18 protein-coding genes are annotated in these 21681 nt (G+C 65.4%); 14 read left to right on the top strand and 4 right to left on the bottom strand.

Annotated elements, in window-relative coordinates; genetic code table 11:
* Nucleotides 1-59: 59 nt before the first annotated feature.
* From RQI28_RS10150 to araD, 3 genes are read right to left on the bottom strand one after another with little or no spacing between them, the layout of a single operon-like run.
* On the bottom strand, nucleotides 60-1043 hold the full coding sequence (locus RQI28_RS10150; protein WP_311223248.1) for a tripartite tricarboxylate transporter substrate binding protein: 984 nt from the start codon (nucleotides 1041-1043) through the stop codon (nucleotides 60-62).
* Between the two features lie 51 nt (nucleotides 1044-1094).
* The gene (locus RQI28_RS10145) at nucleotides 1095-1811 is read right to left on the bottom strand and encodes a ribonuclease activity regulator RraA (protein WP_311223247.1); all 717 of its coding nucleotides are present in this window, start codon (nucleotides 1809-1811) and stop codon (nucleotides 1095-1097) included.
* 46 nt (nucleotides 1812-1857) lie between these two features.
* The gene (gene araD / locus RQI28_RS10140; RefSeq protein ID WP_311223246.1) at nucleotides 1858-3603 is read right to left on the bottom strand and encodes an L-arabinonate dehydratase; all 1746 of its coding nucleotides are present in this window, start codon (nucleotides 3601-3603) and stop codon (nucleotides 1858-1860) included.
* A gap of 80 nt (nucleotides 3604-3683) precedes the next feature.
* Between araD and RQI28_RS10135 the strand changes: the two genes are divergently transcribed.
* Both RQI28_RS10135 and RQI28_RS10130 read left to right on the top strand, forming a co-directional pair.
* Nucleotides 3684-4376, top strand: a complete 693-nt coding sequence (locus RQI28_RS10135) for a GntR family transcriptional regulator (RefSeq protein WP_311223245.1) — start codon at nucleotides 3684-3686, stop codon at nucleotides 4374-4376.
* A gap of 232 nt (nucleotides 4377-4608) precedes the next feature.
* Entirely contained in the window at nucleotides 4609-4911 is a 303-nt protein-coding gene (locus RQI28_RS10130; RefSeq protein ID WP_311223244.1) for a flagellar basal body protein, read from the top strand.
* A gap of 104 nt (nucleotides 4912-5015) precedes the next feature.
* On the opposite strand, the gene RQI28_RS10125 is transcribed toward RQI28_RS10130, so the two are convergent.
* On the bottom strand, nucleotides 5016-5258 hold the full coding sequence (locus tag RQI28_RS10125) for a DUF2061 domain-containing protein (RefSeq protein WP_311223243.1): 243 nt from the start codon (nucleotides 5256-5258) through the stop codon (nucleotides 5016-5018).
* Between the two features lie 213 nt (nucleotides 5259-5471).
* Here RQI28_RS10125 and RQI28_RS10120 point away from each other — a divergent pair, with 213 nt between their 5' ends.
* The 12 genes from RQI28_RS10120 to RQI28_RS10065 all read left to right on the top strand — a co-directional run bounded on the left by RQI28_RS10120 (nucleotide 5472) and on the right by RQI28_RS10065 (nucleotide 21671).
* Complete coding sequence (locus RQI28_RS10120) at nucleotides 5472-6527, top strand: SPFH domain-containing protein (protein ID WP_311223242.1); 1056 nt, start codon at nucleotides 5472-5474, stop codon at nucleotides 6525-6527.
* A gap of 91 nt (nucleotides 6528-6618) precedes the next feature.
* On the top strand, nucleotides 6619-8112 hold the full coding sequence (locus RQI28_RS10115; protein WP_311223241.1) for a DUF4178 domain-containing protein: 1494 nt from the start codon (nucleotides 6619-6621) through the stop codon (nucleotides 8110-8112).
* Nucleotides 8113-8167: 55 nt separating this feature from the next.
* Nucleotides 8168-8392, top strand: coding sequence for a DUF350 domain-containing protein (locus tag RQI28_RS10110; RefSeq protein ID WP_311223240.1), 225 nt, complete (start codon nucleotides 8168-8170; stop codon nucleotides 8390-8392).
* A gap of 129 nt (nucleotides 8393-8521) precedes the next feature.
* Nucleotides 8522-8812: a hypothetical protein gene (locus RQI28_RS10105; RefSeq protein ID WP_311223239.1), complete on the top strand. Its 291-nt coding sequence runs from the start codon at nucleotides 8522-8524 to the stop codon at nucleotides 8810-8812.
* 310 nt (nucleotides 8813-9122) lie between these two features.
* Nucleotides 9123-10763: a class I SAM-dependent DNA methyltransferase gene (locus RQI28_RS10100; protein ID WP_311223238.1), complete on the top strand. Its 1641-nt coding sequence runs from the start codon at nucleotides 9123-9125 to the stop codon at nucleotides 10761-10763.
* Nucleotides 10753-12093 (top strand): restriction endonuclease subunit S, encoded by a 1341-nt coding sequence (locus RQI28_RS10095; RefSeq protein WP_311223237.1) that lies wholly within the window; start codon nucleotides 10753-10755, stop codon nucleotides 12091-12093. Before RQI28_RS10100 ends, RQI28_RS10095 begins: the two co-directional genes overlap by 11 nt.
* An 84-nt stretch (nucleotides 12094-12177) precedes the next feature.
* Entirely contained in the window at nucleotides 12178-13083 is a 906-nt protein-coding gene (locus tag RQI28_RS10090) for a DUF3800 domain-containing protein (RefSeq protein ID WP_311223236.1), read from the top strand.
* A gap of 430 nt (nucleotides 13084-13513) precedes the next feature.
* Nucleotides 13514-16792: a type I restriction endonuclease subunit R gene (locus RQI28_RS10085; protein ID WP_311223235.1), complete on the top strand. Its 3279-nt coding sequence runs from the start codon at nucleotides 13514-13516 to the stop codon at nucleotides 16790-16792.
* Nucleotides 16792-18339: a polyamine aminopropyltransferase gene (locus RQI28_RS10080; RefSeq protein ID WP_311223234.1), complete on the top strand. Its 1548-nt coding sequence runs from the start codon at nucleotides 16792-16794 to the stop codon at nucleotides 18337-18339. The genes RQI28_RS10085 and RQI28_RS10080 overlap by 1 nt, the downstream gene beginning before the upstream one ends.
* 22 nt (nucleotides 18340-18361) lie before the next feature.
* Nucleotides 18362-20056 (top strand): FAD-dependent oxidoreductase, encoded by a 1695-nt coding sequence (locus tag RQI28_RS10075; RefSeq protein ID WP_311223233.1) that lies wholly within the window; start codon nucleotides 18362-18364, stop codon nucleotides 20054-20056.
* Between the two features lie 111 nt (nucleotides 20057-20167).
* On the top strand, nucleotides 20168-20713 hold the full coding sequence (locus tag RQI28_RS10070; RefSeq protein ID WP_311223232.1) for a PadR family transcriptional regulator: 546 nt from the start codon (nucleotides 20168-20170) through the stop codon (nucleotides 20711-20713).
* Between the two features lie 106 nt (nucleotides 20714-20819).
* A complete protein-coding gene (locus RQI28_RS10065) occupies nucleotides 20820-21671 on the top strand; it encodes a siderophore-interacting protein (RefSeq protein WP_311223311.1) in 852 nt (283 codons plus the stop codon).
* Nucleotides 21672-21681: the final 10 nt, after the last annotated feature.

Below are 21681 nucleotides of genomic sequence, written 5' to 3'. Positions count from 1 at the left end.
CTATCCATGGCCCGCACGGGCGAGCCACGATTCGCGAGCGCAACGGCAGGACCGATCAGTCAATCCGCCGAAGCCCCCGACTTCTTCACCAACTCCGCCCAGCGCGGGATCTCCTTGGCCATGTGGGCGGCCAGCTCTTCGGGCGTGCTGGCGACGATGTCCATGCCCAGCTGTGTGTGCAGCTTGTCCACCACGTCAGGCTGCTTCAGAGCTTTCACGATTTCGGTGTTCAGGCGCTGCACCACGGCCTTGGGCGTGCCCTTGGGCGCGTAGATGGCTTGCCAGGACGACATCTCGAAACCCGGCACGCCCGACTCGATCATGGTGGGCAGTTCAGGCGCCAGGGTGATGCGCTTGGCGGTGGTCACGGCCAGCAATTTCACGCGGCCGGCCTTGGCCAAGGGCAGGGCGGCGGTCATCTGGTCGAACATGAAGGACACCTGGCCTGCGGCCACGTCGGTCAGCGCGGGCGGCGTGCCTTTGTACGGGACGTGGGTCAGCTTCACGCCGATCAGGTCGCCGAACATTTCACCGGCGAGATGGGTGGACGTTCCCGCGCCGGACGAGGCGAACATGCGCTTGGACGGGTCTTTCTTGATCAGCTCGATCAGCTCCTTGACAGAATTCACCCCCAGGGCGGGGTTGATGATCAGCACGTTGGGCAGCGTGGCAACCAGCGCCACGGGCTCGAAGTCGCGCACAGGGTTGTACGACAGGTTCTTGTACAGGCTGGCGTTGATGGCGTGCGTGCTGATGGTGCCGCCGAACAGCGTGTAGCCGTCGGGCGCCGCCTTGGCCACGTACGACGCGCCGATGCCGCCGGCTTGGCCAGGTTTGTTTTCCACCACCACCGATTGTTTGAGCGCTTCGCTCAGCTTGTTCGACAGTACGCGGCCGACGATGTCGGTCGAGCCGCCGGGCGTGAACGGCACCACGTAGGTAATAGGTTTGGCCGTCGGCCATTCCTGGGCGGTGGATGCAAGGGGCAGCAGAGTGCCCAGGGCGGTGAGTACCACCAGCGCGGTGCGGGAAATGAGTTGCATGTTTTTGCCTCCTTCTTTCTTGATGAATGGGTTATTTGCCGTCTTCCGCGGCTATCGATTCTTGGTTTTGCGCCAGACGGTGAAGTCTTGGCTGGTCTTGGGGTTGGTCGGCGGATAAAGGCCGATGATCGATTGGCCCTCCAGCACCTTTTCGGTCACGAAGTCTTCAAACGCTGTCATCTCGGTGGCTTCTGCGGCGATCTCGTCCGCCAGGTGTGCCGGAATAACGATGACGCCTTCGCTGTCGCCCACCAGCACGTCGCCGGGAAACACGGCGACGTCGCCGCAGCCGATGGGCAGGTTGATGTCGATGGCCTGGTGCAGCGTGAGGTTGGTGGGGGCTGACGGGCGCTGGTGGTATGCCGGCATGTCCAGCGCGGCGATCTCGGGCGTATCTCGGAAGCCGCCATCTGTCACCAGCCCCGCCACGCCGCGCTTCATCAGGCGTGACGCCAGGATGGCGCCGGCCGATGCGGCGCGCGCGTCCTTGCGGCTGTCGATGACCAGCACGGCACCGGGCGGGCAGTCTTCGACGGCCTTGCGCTGGGGGTGCTCGGGGTTCTGGAACACGCCGATGGTGTTCAGGTCTTCACGCGCCGGGATGTAGCGCAGCGTGAAGGCCTCGCCCACCATGTTGGCGCGGCCGCCGCGTAGAGGAAGCACGTTCTGCAGGAACTGGTTGCGCAGCCCTTTCTTGAAGAGGGCGGTGCACAGCGTGGCGGTGCTGACGTGGGCGAGCTGGTCGCGCGTGGAGGAGTTCAAGGGCATGGGTGTCCAGTCCGGAAGATCGATTGATGTTGACGGGGTCGGAGGCTCAGAAGATGTCCGGTTCGGGCACGGGCGCGCCGAATCCGGTTTCGAGAAAATCGAAGTCGCAGCCCTGGTCGGCCTGCAGGATGTGGCGGCTGAACATCCAGCCGTAGCCTCGCTGGAAGCGCGCGGGCGGCGGCACCCAGGCGGCGCGGCGGCGGGCGAGTTCTTCGTCGCTCACCTCCATGTGGATGCGGCGCGCGGGCACGTCCACGGTGATGAGGTCGCCGGTTTTGACGAGCGCCAGCGGGCCGCCGATGTACGCCTCGGGCGCGGCGTGCAGGATGCAGGCTCCGTAGCTGGTGCCGCTCATGCGCGCGTCTGACAGGCGCAGCATGTCGCGCACGCCTTGCTGCACCAGCTTCGTCGGTATGGGCAGCATGCCCCACTCGGGCATGCCGGGGCCGCCTTGCGGGCCGGCGTTGCGCAGCACCATGATGTGGTCGGCCGTCACGTCCAGGTCGGGGTCTTCCACGGCCGCTTTCATGCTGGCGTAGTCGTCGAACACCAGCGCCGGGCCCGTGTGCTGCTGCAGGTGCGGCGCTGCGGCGCAGGGTTTCATCACTGCGCCATCGGGCGCGAGGTTGCCGCGCAGCACGGCCAGCGCGCCTTGGGCGTAGACGGGGTTCTCGACCGTGCGGATCACGTCGTCGTTGAACACGGCCGCGCCTTCGATGTTCTCGCCCAGCGTGCGCCCGGTGACGGTGGCAGCGCCCAGCCGCAGGTGGGCGGGCAGGCGCGACATCAACCCCGGCAGGCCGCCGGCGTAATAGAAGTCTTCCATCAGATACGTGCTTCCCGTGGGGCGCACGTTGGCCAGCACCGGCACCCGGTGGCTGGCGGCGTCGAAATCATCGAGGGTGACGGCGCAGTCGGCACCCGCGCGGCGCGACATGGCCACCAGATGCACGATGGCGTTGGTGGAGCAGCCCACGGCCATCGCCACGTCGATGGCGTTCAGGAACGAATCGCGGCTCAGCACCCGGGCGGGTGTGAGGTCGTTCCACACCATGTCGACGATGCGGCGGCCGCTCTCGGCGCTCATGCGCACATGGCCCGCGTCCGGCGCGGGGATGGATGAAGCCCCGGGCAGCGTCAGCCCCATCGCTTCGATGATGGCCGTCATGGTGCTGGCCGTGCCCATGGTCATGCAGGTGCCGTGGCTGCGGGCAATGCCGGTCTCCACGCCCAGCCACTGCGCCTGGCTCAGGTTGCCGGCGCGGCGCTCGTCCCAGAACTTCCAAGCATCCGAGCCCGAGCCCAGCACCTGCCCGTTGAAGTTGCCGCGCAGCATGGGACCGGCGGGCACGAAGATGCAGGGCAGTCCCATGCTGATGGCGCCCATCACCAGGCCGGGGCCGGTCTTGTCGCAACCGCCCATCAGCACCGCGCCATCGACCGGGTGGCTCCGCAGCAGCTCCTCGGTTTCCATCGCAAGCATGTTGCGATAGAGCATGGTGGTGGGCTTGACGAAAGCTTCCGCCAGCGAGATGGCCGGCAGTTCGACGGGAAAGCCGCCGGCTTGCAGCACGCCGCGCTTGACGTCTTCCACCCGCTGCTTGAAATGGCTGTGGCAGGGGTTGATGTCTGACCACGTATTGACGATGGCGATGATGGGTTTGCCCACCCAGTCTTCGGGCGCATAGCCCATTTGCATGATGCGGGAGCGGTGGCCGAAGGAGCGCAGGTCGTCAGGGGCGAACCAGCGGGCGCTGCGCAGGGAATCAGGGGTGCGGCGTGTCGTCGTCATAGGTCTCATCGCGTTGGTGGCGCATTAAAGCACTAATATATTAGTGCGTCAAAGACATGCGGTGCCACAATGACGCCGCTATGAATGTGAGAGAGAAAGTCCGCCTCGACCGATCGCGCCACGCCGCGCCGCAGGTCTTCGAACAACTGCGCCGGGCCATCGTTTCGCTTGAGCTGGCGCCTGGCACCGTGCTGGCTCGGGCCGAGCTGGCCGAGCGCTTCGGCATCAGCCAGACGCCCGTGCGCGACGCGCTGCTGCGCCTGGGCGAAGAAGGGTTGGTGGATATCTTTCCGCAGCACGCCACGGTGGTCAGCCGCATTGACGTGCCTGCGGCGCGCGAGTCGCACTACCTGCGCCGCTCCATCGAGTTGGAAGTGGTACGCACGCTGGCTCTGGCGGGCGGCCAGGCCATCGGCGAGCGGCTTCAAGCCCAGATCGGCGTGATGGCCGCTGCGGCCCACCCGTTGCAGCCGGAAGTGTTCGCCCAGGCCGACCAGGCTTTTCACCAGATGATGTACGAAGCCGCCGACGTGCCGCGCCTGTGGGATCTGGTGCGCCGCCGCGCCGGCCACGTGGACCGCCTGCGCCACCTGCACCTGCCCAGCGCAGGCAAGGTGGAGGCCGTGCTGGCCGACCACCGCCGCATCGCCGACGCCATCACGCGCGGCGACGTGGCCGGCGCGCAAGAGGCGCTGCGCGTGCACCTGTCGGGCACGCTCAATCAGGTGGACGAGATCTGCGCACGGCACCCGGACTACGTGAGCCTGGGTTGAGGATCACCAAAGAATCAAGGTCAAATAGGCCTCTAGCGCCCGTTAAATAAGCGCTAATAGCTATTATTTTAATAGCGACTGGGTTCTGCGCTTCAGTGCATATATCTCAGTCGTCTGCTTCCACTCCGCACGTCCCACATCCGCAGCGCAGATTGCGCATGGGCATGACACCTTCACGTTTCGCAGGTCGCGGCCGATAATCCGGCCTTCTTCACCGCTTTTGGAGCCGTCCATGGCCGCTGTTTCTGCCATCGCCTCATCCGGCCTGCGCGCCGCGCAGTTGCGCATGGACACGTCGGCGCACAACGTGGCCAACCTGAACACGCCGGGGTTCAAGCGCCAGACGGTGGAATCCGAAGCGGTCGCGAATCAGGGCGGCGTGGCGGCCGGTGCAGGGCGTGCGGCGCAAGACGGGGTGTCGGTGGAAGGCGAAGCAGTGGAGCAGATCGCCGCCACCTACGCCTTCACCGCCAGCCTGCAGGTGCTGCGCACGGGCGACCGCATGATGGGCGCGCTGCTCGACGAGCGCGCCTGACGGTTCAGCTCCGTCTTCCTTCTCTTCATCTCAAAGCGTGTTCGCCAACCCAGCGAGCCGCTCCATCAGCCAGTGGCCGAATCGCATGGCGTGCTCCTTGCGCATCAAGCGGGTACGGCATCGGCAGCGCTGCGCCGCTCGGCCGCACGTGCCCAAGCTTTCTCATGGAAGAAATACGCCACCGCCTGCACCGTGGGCTCCAGCAGGCTGAGCGTGAGCGACGCGATCAGGTTGCCGGTGACCGCGTAGGCCACCACGGCCGCCACGCAGATGTGGATGAGGTAATAGCTGCCCGTCTTCATCAGCGTGGGCAGGTTCTGGCGGGTGGCGGCGCGAAGGCGGGACATGGCAGGGCTCTTTCGAAATCAGATGCGCCAATGCTAATTATTCGCATCTAAAGCGGCCAATTGATTGCGTGCAACGCGGCGATAGCGAAGTTGTGAAAAGGCGAGATGTGGGCCAGGCAGGGGCCACCTGCACACGGTGCGCATCGCTATGATGGCCGCTGTTTTCGCCTCTCCATTTCTTCCTTCATCCACTCAACGACCGGGAGCGTTCGCATGGCACTCATGGACTTCATCAAGAAGCAGTTCATCGACATCATCCAGTGGACGGAGGAGGGCGACGGCACGCTGGCCTGGCGCTTTCCGATGGCGGGCATGGAGATCCAGAACGGCGGCACGCTGGTGGTGCGCGAATCGCAGATGGCCGTGTTCGTCAACGAAGGCCAGGTGGCCGACGTGTTTGGCCCCGGCACCTACCAATTGACCACGCAGACACTGCCGGTGCTGACCTATCTGAAGAACTGGGACAAGCTCTTTCAGTCCCCGTTCAAGAGCGACGTGTACTTCTTCAGCACGCGCCAGCAGGTCGACCAGAAGTGGGGCACGCCCCAGCCCATCACCATCCGCGACAAGGACTTCGGCGCCGTGCGGCTGCGCGCCTTCGGCAACTACGCCTACCGCGTGGCCGACCCGAAGCTGTTCCACACCGAGATCTCCGGCACGCGCGAGTCCTACCCCGTCGCTGACCTGGACGGCCAGCTGCGCGGCCTGGTGCTGCAGAACATCAGCAACGCCATCGCGGGCAGCGGCCTGCCGTTTCTGGACCTGGCCGCCAACCAGGTGATGTTTGCCGACGCGCTGGCCAAGGAGCTGCAGCCCGCCTTCGCCAAGATCGGCCTGAAGCTGGAGACGATGACGGTGCAGAACGTTTCGCTGCCCGAAGAGCTGCAGAAGGTGCTGGACCAGAAGATCGGCATGGGCATGGTCGGCAACGACATGGGCAAGTTCATGCAGTACCAGACGGCGCAGGCGATTCCGAAGTTCGCCGAAGGGGCGGGCAGCGGCGGCGGCGGCGTGGTGGGCGACGCCATGGGCCTGGGCGCCGGCGTGGCGCTGGGCCAGGTGATGGCGCAGAACCTGCAGCAGGGCCTGCAGGGCCAGCCCGCCGCGGCGGCGCAGGCGGCCGCCCTGGCCGGCGCGCCCGCCCAGGGCGTCAAGCCCGAAGACGTGATGGCCACGCTGGAAAAGCTGGGCGAGCTCAAGGCCAAGGGCATCCTCACGCAGGAAGAGTTCGACGCCAAGAAGGCCGAGCTGCTCAAGAAGCTGGTCTGATCGCGGCGACACGCTTTTGCTATAAAAACAATAGCTAATAGCGCTTATTCATCAAGCGCTAGAGGCCAAAAACACTTAAAAAAGTCACTGCATGGCCGACAGCGGCACCCAGCGTCATTACCGCGCGCCCTGCCCAGGCTGCGGCGCACCGGTCGAATTCAAGAGCGCGCAGTCCACCCACGCCGTCTGCCCGTACTGCCAGAGCACGGTGGTGCGCAGCGGCGAGGTGCTCACACGCGTGGGCAAGATGGCCGAACTGTTCGACGACCACAGCCCGCTGCAGCTGATGGCCACCGGCCGCGTGGCGCTGGGCGGCACAACGCTGTCCTTCACGCTGATCGGCCGCCTGCAGTACCGCGGCGACGCCGGCACCTGGACCGAGTGGAACGCCTTTCTGGAAGACGGCACCACCGCCACGTTGGGCGAAGACAACGGCGCCTACGTCTTCACCCGCCCGGCCGAGCTGGGGCGCGAGGTGCCCCCGGCCGAACATTTCCGCATCGGCATGACCACGGCAGTCGCCGGCAAACCCTACAGCGTGGCGGCCAACGTGCAGGCGCAGCTGATTTCCGCGCAGGGCGAGTTGCCCAAGCTGCCTGCGCTGGGCCAGCCCTTCACCGTGGTGGAGCTGCGCAGCGACGACGGCGAGGTGCTGTCCATCGACTACGGCAGCAACCCGCCCAAAGTCGAACGCGGGCTGTCGGTGCAACTGGACGATCTGCAGCTGCAAGGCCTCAAGGACGAGTCGGCCAAGGACGAAAAAGCCCGGCAGTTCAGCTGCCCCAACTGCGGCGCGCCGGTGGCCGTCAAGCTCGATTCGACGAAGAGCCTGACCTGCCCGTCGTGCCACAGCCTCATCGACGTGTCGAGCGGCATCGGCGGCGAGCTACGCCACGCCGCGCAAGACGAGCCCGTACGCCCGCTGATCGCACTGGGCAGCGTCGGCCAGCTAGAAGGCGTGCACTGGCAGGTGGTGGGTTTTCAGCACCGCATGGGCGTGGAGCCGGGCGACGACGAGCAATTCGGCTGGAGCGAATACCTGCTCTTCAACCAAAAGCGCGGTTTCGCCTTTCTGGTCGACGCGACCGACGGCTGGAGCCTGGTGCGGCCCGCCACCGGCGCGCCCCAACTGTCATCGGATGGGCAGACCGCCACCTATCTGGGCACGGCCTACCGCCAGCAATACGGCTACAACGCCGAGACGACCTATGTGCTGGGCGAGTTCTACTGGCCGGTCGAGCGCGGGCAGAAAAGCTTCAACCGCGACTTTGCCAGCAGCGGACGCGGCATTCTGGCCATGGAGCAGGCCCCGCGCGAAGTGACCTGGTCGGCGGGCAGCAAGCTCGACGCCACCAGCGTGGCGCATGCCTTCAAGCTCGATGGCCAGAAGGCAGCCTTCCAGCGGGGCGACGCCGCACCGCTGGCGGCGGCCAGCAGCCTGGGCTGCGGCACCATCATCCTCATTGCCGTCATCCTCATCATCCTGCTGGTGCTGATGAGCAACTGCTCGGGCTCATCGGGCGGCACCTACCGCAGCTCGGGCGGCTCGTTCGGCGGATATTCCAGCGGCGGGGGGCACAAATAAATGACGTCTCCCTATCTCAGTTTCATCTGCGTCTCATCTGAAGGAGGTCTTCATCATGGCTCTTGAATGGCTGCGGCCCGCCGCATTCTTCGGCTCCGTCCTGTTCGCGCTGGTCGGCGTGCTGGTGTTCTGGATCAGCTTCATCATCATCGACAAGATCACGCCCTACGACCTGTGGGCCGAGATCGTCGTCAAGCAGAACAAGGCCCTGGCCATGGTGGTGGCCGCGATGTGCCTGGGCATCAGCATCATCGTGGCGGCGGCGATTCACGGGGGGTGAGGGCGCACTAAGCCGATCTCGTTTGTCGATGGGGGTGCAAGCCCGCTCGAAGAACCCCAGCGCTCGCGCCAGATCGAGGTCGGCATCAAGAGCGACTGGCTGAACGGCGCCCTGTCCACCCAGCTGGCGGTGTACGAACTGGAGCACTACAACATCCGGTACCGCCCCGAGCCCGACACCGACCCGTTCCGCTTCGCCGTGCGCGGCGGCGTCGGCGTGATGAGCGCCAAGGTCACCGAAGACCTCAGCGTGCCTGCCAATGAAGACAAGTACCTGCTCAACACCGCCAAGCGCAATGGCAACCTGTTCCTGCGCTATGCGCCCGCGGGTGCCTGGTACGCCGAAGTGGGCGTGACGCACACCAGCCGCCGCTACACCAATGCACTCAACGCCGCCATCGTGCCCGGCTACACCCGTTAGGACGCGCTGGTGGGGTGGCGCGCCGCACCGTGGACGGTCACTCTGGCCGTGTCCAACCTGCTGGACAAGAATACTGGCGCTCCAACGCCATGCCCGGAGCACCGCGCAACTTTCTGGTGAGCGCGAACTACCAGTTCTGAGGGGGCTGACGGGCTATCGCGTTCACCAACGCGTCGCCCGGCCTCGGTGGCGTCCAGCGGCGTAGCTGCGCCGGGGCATAACGGCCTTCGACAAAGGGTGAGGCGGCACAATAGTAGGCTTTGCGTGCCACGTGCTCTGAGCGTGCCCGCCACGACTTCCCTTTGCCCGCATGAACGTCGATCTGAAGAAAACCCTCTGGGCCACCGCCGACAAGCTGCGCGCCAACATGGACGCCGCCGAATACAAGCACCTGGTGCTCGGCCTCATCTTCGTCAAATACATTTCCGACACCTTTGCCGCCCGTCGCGCCGAGCTGACGGCGCGCCTGACCAACCCGGGCGACGAATACTTCTACGGCGATGCCGACCCCGCCGACATAGCCGCCGAGCTGGAAGACCGCGACTACTACAAAGAAGCTAACGTCTTCTGGGTGCCCGAAGCCGCCCGGTGGGAGCAACTGCGCAGCGCCGCCAAGCAGCCCGACATTGGCAAACGCATTGACGACGCACTTGCGCTGATCGAGGCCGAGAACCCCACGCTCAAAGGCATCCTCGACAAACGCTACGCCCGTGCGCAGTTGCCCGACGGCAAACTGGGCGAGCTGGTGGACCTGGTATCAACAATAGGCTTTGGCGACACCCCCGACGTAGCGCGCGACACCCTGGGCCAGGTGTACGAATACTTTCTGGGCATGTTCGCCAGTGCAGAGGGCAAGCGCGGCGGGCAGTTCTACACGCCGGCCAGCATCGTCAAAACCCTGGTGGCCGTGCTCAACCCGCACACCGGCAAGGTGTACGACCCGTGCTGCGGCAGCGGCGGCATGTTTGTGCAGAGTGAAAAGTTCATCGAGGCACACGGCGGCGAGAAGAGCGATGTGTCAATCTACGGACAAGAAAGCAATCCCACCACCCGACGGTTGGCGGCCATGAACCTGGCCATTCGCGGAATTGAGTGCAATTTGGGCAAAGAACCCGCCGACACCTTTGTGCGCAACCAGCACCCCGACCTGCGCGCCGACTTCATCCTGGCCAACCCGCCCTTCAACATCAGCGACTGGTGGCACCCCAGCCTGGAGGGCGACGCCCGTTGGGTGTATGGCGACCCACCGCACGGCAACGCCAACACCGCCTGGCTGCAGCACATGCTGCACCACCTCAAGCCCACGGGTCGTGCGGGCATCGTGCTGGCCAACGGCAGCATGAGCAGCAGCCAAAACAACGAGGGCCAGATCCGCGCCGCCATGGTCGATGCCGACGTGGTGGAAGTGATGATTGCCCTGCCCGGCCAGCTGTTCTTCAACACGCAAATCCCCGCGTGCCTGTGGTTCTTGGCCAAGAGCAAAAAGCGCAAGGGCGAAGTGCTGTTCATCGACGCCCGCAAACTCGCCACCATGATCAGCCGGGTTCAGGGCGAGCTGACCGACGAAGTCATCGACCGCATCGCCGCCACCGTAGCCGCCTGGCGCGGCGAGCCCGCGCCCACCGCCAACCCCGTTCGGGCCGAGCCTGTCGAAGCCAGAACGCCCCAAACCGTTCAGGCTGAGCCCGTCGAAGCCCACCCCCGTCCCGCCACTCCCTACCAAGACATCCCCGGCTTCTGCCGCAGCGTGCCCCTGGCCGAGATCGCCCAGCACGGCCACGTGCTCACCCCCGGCCGCTACGTGGGCGCCGAGGCGGTGGAGGACGACGACGAAGCCTTTGCCGACAAAATGGTCAAGCTGACGGAGAAGCTGGGCGAGCAAATGGCCAAGGGCGTGGAGTTGGATGCGGTGATTCGGCAGAAACTGGGGGGGCTGGGGTATGAGTTCTGAGGTCCAGCAGCACACACTCGAATCGCTCTGCCTTCTCGTTGCTGACTGTCCGCATGCCACGCCAGAATGGACCGAGACGGGCGTGATTGTTCTTCGGAACCAAAACATCAAAGGCGGCAGACTCGATCTCTCGAACCCCAGCTACACCGACGAGTCGCACTATCTGGGAAGGGTTCGACGTGCCGCTCCGCAAGCAGGTGATTTGGTCATCACTCGCGAGGCGCCAATGGGCGACGTATGCCAGATTCCCGTAGGCCTGAAATGCTGCCTCGGACAGCGGCAGGTGTTGCTGCGGCCTGATCCTGCCAAGGTGGACAGCCGGTTCTTGCTTTATGCACTTCAGTCACCCTACCTCCAGCATCAGATCGGGTGGAGTGAAGGAACAGGCTCAACCGTGAGCAACTTGCGTATTCCAGTGCTCGAAGCGCTCAAAGTACCAACGCCCCCGCTCGGCGTCCAACGCGAAGTTGCAGAATTACTGGGCTCAACCGACGACCGCATCACCCTCCTGCGCGAAACCAACGCCACGCTCGAAGCCATTGCCCAGGCGCTGTTCAAGTCGTGGTTTGTCGATTTCGATCCCGTGCGCGCCAAGATGGAAGGCCGCGCCCCCGAAGGCATGGACGAAGCCACCGCCGCGCTGTTTCCCGATGCGCTGGAGGAGTCGGAGTTGGGGTGGGTGCCGAAGGGATGGACAACCGCCACGATGGCAGACGTTTCGACAGTTGGAATCGGCAAGACGCCACCGCGCAAGGAGCAACACTGGTTTAGCGAGGATTCAAACGACGTGAGATGGGTCTCTATTCGCGACATGGGTGCCGTAGGCGTGTTTGCGAGTGGGACCAGCGAATTTCTGACTTCCGAAGCTGTTGACAAATTCAATGTTCGGCGAGTACCCGACAACACCGTCTTGATGAGCTTCAAGATGACCATCGGTCGGGTGGCCATCACCGATGGTGAAATGACTACGAATGAGGCAATTGCGCATTTCAGGCTTGATTCAAAGTCGCCCCTTTCTTCGGAGTTCATCTATTTGCATTTGAGGCAGTTTGATTTCTCAAGTTTGAGCAGTACGTCCTCGATTGCGGACGCGGTGAATTCAAAGACCGTGCGCGAAATGCCGATATGCGTCCCGAATGCGGAGGTATCTGCTGCATTTCAAGATCAAGTTAGTGCGGTTTTCGCACTTTTGAAGACGCATGAAAAGCAAGCCCAAACCCTCTCCACCCTCCGCGACACCCTGCTCCCCCGCCTGATCTCCGGCCAGTTGCGCTTGCCCGAAGCCCAGGCCGCCACCGAGGCAGCCCTGGGCGGGGCGTTGCAAGCATGAACGCTCTGATTTTTATAGCTGCTTGCGCTTTCACCACAAGCGCTAGCGCCTGTTTTTATCAATAAACCCCGTCCGCACCGCACCATGACGCCTGCCGGTACGCAATACGCGCTGTTCGAGTCTGCAGAGCCCACGCCCGTGGAGCACGCACCGCAGGAGCCTGCTGCCCGTCGGTTCAGTGACTACGTGGTGTATGTGGATGAAAGCGGTGACCACTCACTGGCCAGCGTTGACAAGGACTACCCGGTGTTTGTGCTGGCGCTGTGCATCTTTCACAAGCGGCACTACGCAGAAAAGATCGTGCCTGCGGTGGAGAAGCTCAAGTTCAACTACTTTGGCCACGACAGCGTGGTGTTGCACGAGAACGAGATTCGCAAGCAAAAGGGCGACTTTGCCTTTCTGGCCCACCGCCCCACGCGCGATGCGTTCATGGCGGGGCTGACCTCCATCATGGAGGCCAGCAACTTCATCTTGATCGCCTGCGTGGTGGACAAAGCCCGCCTGAACCGCGCCGCGGGGGCAGCCAGCAACCCGTATCACATTGCGCTGGGCATCGGGCTGGAGGCATTGCGCGGTTTTCTGGCCGAGAAAGGGCAAGACCGGGTGAAGACCCATGTGGTGGTGGAATGCCGTGGCAAAAAAGAAGATGCCGAGCTGGAGCTGGAATTTCGCCGCATCTGCGACGGTGACAACCCTGGCAACCGGGTTTTGCCGTTTGATGTCGTGTTTGCCGACAAAAAGACCAACTTGGCGGGGCTGCAGCTGGCCGACTTGGTGGCCCGCCCTGTGGGCCTGAACTACCTTCGCCCCACCCAGCCAAACCAGGCATTTGAGGTGCTGAAGAAAAAGTTCTTCTGCGACGGTGGCCGCGCTGGCGTGGGCGCGGGGTTTGAGGATGTGGGGCTGGTGATTTATCCGCCCCAGAAAGCGAAAAGCCCCGATGAACCCACCGAGGCTGTAGCGCCGACCAGGAACCCCCAATCCACTTAGGCTGTGAGTTTAGCCTAACACCTGCATTTCCGGCTAGAAGATGCCCCTGTCTCTGCCTCGCGGAGCAAGCCAGATCGGCTCCGGGACCCGTATGGTGTTCACCTGCCCCCTCGAAGACTTATGAAAGCGTTCTTTCATACCGGCGCGGCCTATTAAAGAATTCTTTCACAGCGAGGCCGGAGGGCACCTGGGCGTTGGGCGCCACGTGTAGAAAACCCGTTTAGCTGACCACGAGGGTCCGCACATGGTTAAAAAATGGCGTTTTCTATACACATGCTGGCTAACATGTATAGAAATTCGGGTTTTCTATACACATCACAGTCCGCCGCAGCCCCGCCATGCCCCTGCTCCACCCGCTCGAACAGCTGGACCCCACCCGCTTCGATACCGCCGCCATCCTCAAGAAGCTGGCCAGCAGCTGCCGCAGGGTATGACCGAAGACCAGCTCGAACGCGAAACCCTGGCCTGGCTGCAGGACGTGGGCTACACCCACATCGCTGGCCCCGACATTGCCCCTGACGGCCCCGCGCCCGAGCGCAGCGACTACCGCCAGGTGCTGCTAGCGGGCCGCCTGCGGGCGGCGCTGGTGCGGCTGAACCCGGGCGTGCCCGCCACGGCCATTGACGACGCGCTGGCGCAGGTGCAAGACCTGGGCGTGCCCGCGCTGCTGGCGGCCAACCGGCGGTTTCACCGGCTGCTGGTGGCGGGTGTGCCGGTGCAGTACCAGCGCGGCAACGAGACTGTGGGCGACTTTGTGCGCCTGGTGGAGTGGGCCGCGCCCGAGCGCAATGACTGGCTGGCTGTGAACCAGTTCAGCGTGCGCGGGCCGCGCCACACGCGTCGGCCCGATGTGGTGCTGTTTGTGAACGGCCTGCCGCTGGTGCTGCTGGAGCTGAAGAACCCCGCCGACCAGGCCGCCAGTGTGTGGAAGGCGTACGACCAGATTCAGACGTACAAGGAGCAGATCCCGGACCTGTTTCACACCAACGAGGTGCTGGTAATTTCAGACGGCACCGAGGCGATGCTGGGGTCGCTGAGCGCGAGCGCCGAGCGCTTCATGGCGTGGCGCACGATTGACGGCGTGGCGCTGGACCCGCTGGGCCAGTTCAACGAGCTGCAGACGCTGGTGCGCGGCGTGCTGGCGCTGCAGTATCTGCTGGACTACCTGCGCTACTTTGTGCTGTTTGAAGACGATGGCCAGTTGGTGAAGAAGATCGCGGGCTACCACCAGTTTCATGCAGTGCGCGCCGCCATTGCGCAGGTGGTGGCTGCGGCCACGCCGGGCAGTGGCGCAGACCCAGCCATCAAGGGCAAGGGCGGCGTGGTGTGGCACACGCAGGGCAGCGGCAAGAGCATCACCATGACCTGCTTTGCCGCCCGCGTGATGCAGGAGCCCGCGCTGCAGAACCCGACCATCGTGGTCATCACCGACCGCAACGACCTGGACGGCCAGCTGCTGGGCGTGTTTGGCCTGGCGCAAGACCTGCTGCGCGAGCAGCCCGTGCAGGCCCGCACCCGGCAAGAGCTGCGCGCGCTGCTGACCAACCGGCCCTCGGGCGGCATTGTGTTTGCCACCATCCAGAAGTTCATGCCCGGCGAGGACGAAGACAGCTACCCCATGCTGTCAGACCGCCACAACATCGTGGTGATTGCCGACGAGGCGCACCGCACGCAGTACGGGTTTGAGGCGCGGCTGAAGGTGCGCAAGGAAAATTTCAAGCCAAATCAGGCCCTAGCGCTTGATACACAAGCGCTAACAGCTACTAATACAGTAGCAATTCCCATCACCACAGGCAGCGGCACCGCACCCACACACCGTGCTGAGTTTGCGCCGCCCACCTACCGCGCCGGTGCAGACGCCAACACGGTGGAGCGCTACCAAGTGGGCTACGCCCAGCACTTGCGCGATGCACTGCCCAACGCCACGTTTGTGGCGTTTACCGGCACCCCGGTGAGCGGCACCGACCGCGACACGCGCGCTGTGTTTGGCGACTACATTCACGTGTATGACATGCAGCAGGCCAAGGAAGACGGCGCCACCGTGGCCATTTACTACGAAAGCCGCATGGTCAAGCTGGGCCTGAAGGCCGACGAGCTGCCCAGCATCGACGCCGAGGTGGACGAGCTGGCCGAGGACGAAGAAGAAAGCGTGCAGTCGCGCCTGAAAAGCCGCTGGGCCGCGCTGGAGCAAGTGGTGGGCGCCGAGCCCCGCGTGGCGCGCGTGGCCCAAGACCTGGTGGCGCATTTTGAAGAGCGCAACACCGCACAGAGCGGGAAGGCCATGGTGGTGGCCATGAGCCGCGACATCTGCGCGCACCTGTACAACGAGATCGTGCGCCTGCGCCCCGACTGGCACAACGCCGACCCCGAGCTGGGCGCCATCAAGATCGTGATGACCGGCAGCGCCAGCGATAAGGCCCTGCTGCGCCCGCACATTTACAGCGCGCAGGTCAAAAAGCGGCTGGAAAAGCGCTTCAAAGACCCGGCCGACCCGCTGCGCATCGTGATCGTGCGCGACATGTGGCTGACCGGCTTTGACGCGCCCTGCGTGCACACGCTGTATGTGGACAAGCCCATGAAGGGCCACAACCTGATGCAGGCGATTGCCCGCGTGAACCGCGTGTTCAAGGACAAGCAAGGTGGCTTGGTGGTGGACTACATCGGCATCGGCAATGAGCTCAAAGCCGCGATGAAGGAATACACCGCCGCCCAGGGCCGGGGCCGCCCCACGGTGGATGCGCACGAGGCCTTCAGCGTGGTGCTGGAAAAGCTCGACGTGCTGCGTGCCCTGCTGCACGGGTTTGACTACAGCGGCTTTTTGACGGGCGGCCACCGGGTGCTGGCGGGCGCTGCTGACCATATTTTTGGGCTGCAACGTCAGGCTGGACAGGACGGCAAAAAACGGTTCGCCGACACGGCCTTGGCAATGAGCCACGCCTTCACGCTGAGCTGCACGCTGGAAGAGGCCAAGGCGGTGCGTGAGGAAGTGGCCTTCATGCAAGGGGTCAAGGTCATCCTGACCAAGCGTGACATCACCGCCAAACAACGCACCGACGAGCAGCGCGAGCTGGCGGTGCGCCAAATCATCAGCCAGGCTGTGGTGTCTGAAAGCGTGGTGGACATTTTTGACGCGGTGGGGCTGGAGAAGCCGAACATCGGCCTGTTGGACGAAGGCTTTCTGGCCCAGGTGCGGGCGCTGCCCGAACGCAACCTGGCGGTGGAGTTGCTGGAGCGCCTGCTTGAGGGCGAGATCAAGAGCCGCTTTGCCAGCAATGTGGTGCAGAGCAAAAAGTTCTCGGATCTGCTGGGTGGGGTGATCGTGCGATACCAGAACCGCAGCATTGAAACCGCCCAGGTGATGGAAGAGCTGCTGGACATGGCCCGCCAGTTCCGCGCGGCGCATGGCCTGGCCGACAAGCTGGGGCTGACCGAAGACGAGGTGCGCTTTTACACCGCGCTGGCCGACAACGAATCTGCCGTGCGCGAGCTGAGCGACGACACGCTGAAAAAGATCGCCCACGAACTGACCGACAACCTGCGCAAGAACCTGTCCGTGGACTGGGCCGAACGCGAGAGCGTGCAGGCCAAGCTGCGCCTGATGGTCAAGCGCATTCTGCGCAAATACAAATACCCACCCGATATGGAAGCTGCCGCGGTGGAATTGGTGCTGCAGCAAGCCCAGGCATTGGGCGAAGAGTGGATGGCGTGATGGCTGCAGCAAACGATTCGCCTGCCCAATCAACGGCCCGCCCCATCGACATCGCCCTGCTCGCCAGCGTGTTCGTCGTCGCCGCCTGCGGCCTGCTGTACGAACTCGCTGCCGGCGCGCTGGCGTCGTATGTGCTGGGCGATTCGGTGCTGCAGTTCAGCACCATCATCGGCACGTACCTCTTCGCCATGGGCGTGGGTTCGTGGCTGTCGCGGTATTTCGAGCGGCAGCTGCCGGCGCATTTTTTGCGCATCGAACTGCTCGTGGCGCTGATCGGTGGGGCGCTGCCAGCGATTCTTTTCATAGCCAACGCCTACGTGCCGGGCGCGTTCCGCGTGCTGCTCTACGGCATGGTGTTTGCCGTGGGCACGCTGGTGGGGCTGGAGATTCCTTTGGTCATGCGCATCCTGAAGCGCAATGCGCAGCTCAAGGACCTGGTTTCGCAGGTGCTCACGTTCGACTATCTGGGCGCGCTGGCGGTGTCGCTGGCGTTTCCGCTGCTGCTGGTGCCGCAGCTGGGGCTGGTGCGCACGGGGCTGCTGTTCGGCGTGATGAACGCGGCCGTGGCCGTATGGGCGCTGTGGCTCTTTCGGCATGAACTGCGGCAGTTCAAGGCGCATGCGCTGGCCTGCGCGGCGGTGCTGGGCGCGCTGCTGGCGGGGTTGTGGGGCGCTGACCACATCACGCGGTTTGCCGAAGACAAGTTCTACCAGGACCGCATCGTGATGAGCAGCGCGTCGCCCTACCAACGTATCGTGGTCACCCAGGGCAAGGCGGGCCACCGGCTGTATCTGAACGGCAACCTGCAGTTCGCCGAGCGCGACGAATACCGCTATCACGAGGCGCTGGTGCACCCGGCCATGGCCGCGCACGGCGCGCCCAAACGCGTGGCGGTGCTGGGCGGCGGCGACGGCATGGCGGTGCGCGAAGTCTTGAAGTACCCGTCGGTCGAATCCGTCACGCTGGTGGAGCTGGACCCGGCCATGACGCAGCTCTTTGGCAGCAACCCCACGCTGGCGCGGCTGAATGGCCAGGCGCTGGCCGACCCCCGCGTGCACGTCGTCAACACCGATGCGTTTCAGTGGCTGCAGCAGGGCACAGAGACCTTCGATGTCATCGTCGTGGACTTTCCCGACCCTACCAACTTCGCCATCGGCAAGCTCTACACCAACAGCTTCTACGCGCTGCTCGACCAGCGCCTGGCCGCCAGCGGCTATGCCGTGGTGCAGACCACCTCGCCGCTGGTGGCGCGCAAAAGCTTCTGGACGGTGGTGCAGACCATCGAGTCGGTGGGCCTGCGCACGGCGCCGTACCACGCGCACGTGCCCAGCTTCGGCGAATGGGGCTTCGTCATCGCCAGCCGCCGGCCCTGGCGCCTGCCGGCTGCTTTGCCTGAGGGGCTGCGCTTTCTCTCCTTGCCCACACTGCCGCTGCTGTTCGACTTTCCGCTCGACATGGCCCGCGTGCCGGCCGAGGTGAACCGGCTGTCCAACCAGGCACTGGTGCACACGTATGAACAGGAATGGGGCCAGGTGGAGTCTCATTGACCGACCCCACCGGAGGCCGACCATGCCGCTGAACCGTCGCTATTTTCTGGCCGCCACCGCCGGTGCGACTGCCACGCTCGCCGGGTGCGACCGCACGCCGCCCGCACCGCTGGGCGGCTTCACCGGCATCGACATGGAGCGCGGCCACGCACTGCGCGACCGGCTGGCGCGCGGCGGTGATGCGCTGGCGCCCACCGTGGTGCGGCGCACGCAGGTCGTCATCGCGGGCGGCGGCGTGGCGGGGCTGGCAGCGGCGCGGTCGCTGCGGCTGGCGGGGGTTCATGACTGCGTACTGCTGGAGCTGGAAGACACGGCCGGCGGCAACAGCCGGGGCGGCCAGGTCAACGGCATCGCCTGCCCGCTGGGCGCGCATTACCTGCCGGTGCCGGGCGAGGGCGCCCGCGAGGTGCAGGACCTGCTGGAAGAGCTGGGCGTGCGACAGCGCGTGGCCGGGCGCTGGCGCTACGACGAACGCATGCTCTGCCACAGCCCGCAGGAGCGCCTGTTCTTCCAGGGCGCCTGGCAGGAAGGCCTGCTGCCCATGCAGGGCGTGGGCGAGGCCACGTTGGCGCAGTACCGGCGCTTCGGCGATCGCGTGGCGCAGCTGAGCCGTGCGGCGCGCTTCACCATGCCGGCGCTCAAGAGTTGGATGCCAAATAGGCCGCTAGCGCCCGTCATACAAGCGCTGGATGCTATTGTTTTTGATGACTGGCTGGCGCAGGAAGGGCTGGACGACGCACACCTGCGTTGGTACCTGGACTACTGCTGCCGCGATGACTACGGCGCCGGCACCGCGCGCGTGTCGGCCTGGGCCGGCATCCACTATTTCGCCAGCCGGCACGGCTTTCACGCGCCGGGCGATGCGGCGGGGGGCGACGAGTCGGACGGCGTGCTCACCTGGCCCGAAGGCAACGGCTGGCTCACGCACAAGCTGGCCGCGCCGCTGGCGGAAGGCGGCCAGCTGCGTACCGGCAGCAGCGTGCTGCGCATCGCCGAAACGCGCCAGGGCGTGGAAGTGGACGTGTTCCACCACGCCACCGACAGCGTGGAGCGCTGGCAGGCGCGGCGCTGCGTGGTCGCGCTGCCCGTGCTGGTGGCCGCGCGTGTGGTGCAGCCCGCGCCCGACTTCCTGCGCGAGGCGGCGCGCCGCGTCACCTCGGCGCCGTGGCTCGTCGCCAACCTGCACATTGACGCAGCCCTGGCCGACCGCGAAGGCGCCGCGCCCGCTTGGGACAACGTGCTCTACGCCGACCCGGTGCCCGGCGGCTTAGGCTACGTGAACGCCGGCCACCAGCGGCTGGACGCCCGCACCGCGCAGGCCGGGCCGACCGTGCTCAGCTACTACCAGGCGCTGGGCGATGTTCCCGACGGCCGGCGCCGGCTGGCCGAAGCGCCCTGGAGCGCCTGGCGCGACGCCATCCTGCAAAGCCTGGCCGTGCCGCACCCCGACATCGCCGCGCGGGTGACGCGCATGGACATCACCCGCTACGGCCACGCCATGGCCATTCCCGTGCCGGGCATGCAGGCGTTTTTAAGCCAAATCGGCCTCCAGCGCTTATCAGATAAGCGCAAGCAGCTATCAAATGGAGAGCGCGTGGCCCCGCTGCCCACGCCGTCCACCGGGCGGCTGGCGTTCGCGCATGCCGACTGGTCGGGCTACTCGGTGTTCGAGGAAGCCTTCGCGCGCGGCCACGCCGCCGGGCTTTCCGTCGCCTGATTTCTGCGGGATCTGGCCGACCCTGCCGCTGGCAAGGTCTTCGCGGTGGCATGCCCGTTGAAAGATGAAGAAGATATATCTTTTGCCAATTAGATATATCTGAGAACAATCATGAACGACACCGATTTTCTGGAGCCACGGGGCGGCTTGAACGGCATGGCCGGCCACCGGCGCGGTGGTGGCGGTGGTGCCGGGCGCGTCTTCGGCCAGGGCGGCCTGCGGCTGGTGCTGCTGCGCCTCATCGCCGACAAGCCGCGCCACGGCTATGAACTCATCAAGGCCATCGAAGAGCAACTCGGCGGCACCTACAGCCCCAGCCCCGGCGTGATCTACCCCACGCTCACGCTGCTGGAAGAACTCGGCCACGTCACTGTCACCGCCGAGGGCGGCCGCAAGCTGCACACGGTGACCGACGTGGGCCGTGCGCACCTGCAGGAACGCCAGGCCGACGTGGACGCGCTGCTCGCCCGCATTGCCCAGGGCGCGGCGCTGCGCGGCGGCGCTGCCGGCCCGCGGCCCGCACCCATCGAACGCGCGGTGCACAACCTGCGCCACGCGCTGCACCTGCGCCTGGCCGGCGAGCCGCTGCAGAACGAGCAGATACACGCCATCGCCGATGCGCTGGACGCGGCGGCGCGGCAGATAGAGCGGCTGTAAAGAACGACCGAAAAACGCCCCACGAGCCCTGTGTTTTCGCATCACACGCCGGTCTGCACCGGCAGAAAGCCTCATTGCCATGACTTTGTCCGCTGATTGCTCCGCCATGCCACAAGCCACCGCCCAGCCCACCGGCGAACAGCTTGCCGCCCGCGCCCCGCAGCGCGTGCGGCACGAACTGCGCCGCCGCACCCTCACCGTGCAGCGCGCTGAACGCATCACGCCGCACTGCATCCGTATCACGCTCCAAGGCGGCGAGCTGGCCGGCTTCGTCAGCGCCGGCTTTGACGACCACGTCAAGCTCATCCTGCCCGACGCCGCCACCGGCGCCATCGCGTTCCCGGTGCCGGTCGAAGCCGGTGGCCCCGCGCCCGACTCATCCGATGCGCCGCGCCCCACCATGCGCGACTACACGCCGCGCCACTACGACGCTGCCACCGGCACGCTGGTCATCGACTTCGCCCTGCACGACGCCGGCCCCGCCACGGCCTGGGCGCTGCAGGCCGCGCCCGGTCAGCAGATCGGCGTGGGCGGGCCGCGCGGCTCCATGGTCATTCCCACCGCGTTCGACGGCTATGTGCTGATCGGCGACGACACCGCGCTGCCCGCCATCGCCCGTCGCCTGGCCGAGCTGCCCGCCGGCGCGCCCGTGCTGGTGTTGGCCGAGGTGGACAGCCCCGCCGACGAACAGGCGCTGCCCACCGCCGCCGCCGCGCGCATTCACTGGGTGCACCGCCAGGGCGCCGAGCCCGGCGGGGCCGACGGGCTGCTCGCCGCGCTGCGGTCGCTGGAGTTGCCCGCAGGCGACGTCCACGCCTGGGTGGCATGCGAATCCGCCGTGGCCAAGGCGTTGCGCGCGCACCTGGTGGGCGAGCGCGGCGTGCACCCGAAGTGGATCAGAGCTTCGGGCTACTGGCGCCGGGGCAGTGCCGCGACGCACGACACGCACGAGGACTGAGCCGCCTGCC

The organism is Acidovorax sp. WCS2018Noco2-16 (genome assembly GCF_031843945.1).
Lineage (GTDB): Bacteria > Pseudomonadota > Gammaproteobacteria > Burkholderiales > Burkholderiaceae_C > Paracidovorax.
The sequence above is the reverse complement of the archived record's forward strand: the minus strand, read 5'-3'. Positions and strand labels throughout refer to the sequence as shown.

Bases quoted from the DNA above. Each gene is read 5' to 3' on its own strand.
- RQI28_RS10150 (WP_311223248.1), bottom strand. From the start codon at position 1,043: ATGCAACTCATTTCCCGCACCGCGCTGGTGGTACTCACCGCCCTGGGC.
- RQI28_RS10145 (WP_311223247.1), bottom strand. From the start codon at position 1,811: ATGCCCTTGAACTCCTCCACGCGCGACCAGCTCGCCCACGTCAGCACC.
- araD (WP_311223246.1), bottom strand. From the start codon at position 3,603: ATGACGACGACACGCCGCACCCCTGATTCCCTGCGCAGCGCCCGCTGG.
- RQI28_RS10135 (WP_311223245.1), top strand. From the start codon at position 3,684: ATGAATGTGAGAGAGAAAGTCCGCCTCGACCGATCGCGCCACGCCGCG.
- RQI28_RS10130 (WP_311223244.1), top strand. From the start codon at position 4,609: ATGGCCGCTGTTTCTGCCATCGCCTCATCCGGCCTGCGCGCCGCGCAG.
- RQI28_RS10125 (WP_311223243.1), bottom strand. From the start codon at position 5,258: ATGTCCCGCCTTCGCGCCGCCACCCGCCAGAACCTGCCCACGCTGATG.
- RQI28_RS10120 (WP_311223242.1), top strand. From the start codon at position 5,472: ATGGCACTCATGGACTTCATCAAGAAGCAGTTCATCGACATCATCCAG.
- RQI28_RS10115 (WP_311223241.1), top strand. From the start codon at position 6,619: ATGGCCGACAGCGGCACCCAGCGTCATTACCGCGCGCCCTGCCCAGGC.
- RQI28_RS10110 (WP_311223240.1), top strand. From the start codon at position 8,168: ATGGCTCTTGAATGGCTGCGGCCCGCCGCATTCTTCGGCTCCGTCCTG.
- RQI28_RS10100 (WP_311223238.1), top strand. From the start codon at position 9,123: ATGAACGTCGATCTGAAGAAAACCCTCTGGGCCACCGCCGACAAGCTG.
- RQI28_RS10095 (WP_311223237.1), top strand. From the start codon at position 10,753: ATGAGTTCTGAGGTCCAGCAGCACACACTCGAATCGCTCTGCCTTCTC.
- RQI28_RS10090 (WP_311223236.1), top strand. From the start codon at position 12,178: ATGACGCCTGCCGGTACGCAATACGCGCTGTTCGAGTCTGCAGAGCCC.
- RQI28_RS10085 (WP_311223235.1), top strand. From the start codon at position 13,514: ATGACCGAAGACCAGCTCGAACGCGAAACCCTGGCCTGGCTGCAGGAC.
- RQI28_RS10080 (WP_311223234.1), top strand. From the start codon at position 16,792: ATGGCTGCAGCAAACGATTCGCCTGCCCAATCAACGGCCCGCCCCATC.
- RQI28_RS10075 (WP_311223233.1), top strand. From the start codon at position 18,362: ATGCCGCTGAACCGTCGCTATTTTCTGGCCGCCACCGCCGGTGCGACT.
- RQI28_RS10070 (WP_311223232.1), top strand. From the start codon at position 20,168: ATGAACGACACCGATTTTCTGGAGCCACGGGGCGGCTTGAACGGCATG.
- RQI28_RS10065 (WP_311223311.1), top strand. From the start codon at position 20,820: ATGCCACAAGCCACCGCCCAGCCCACCGGCGAACAGCTTGCCGCCCGC.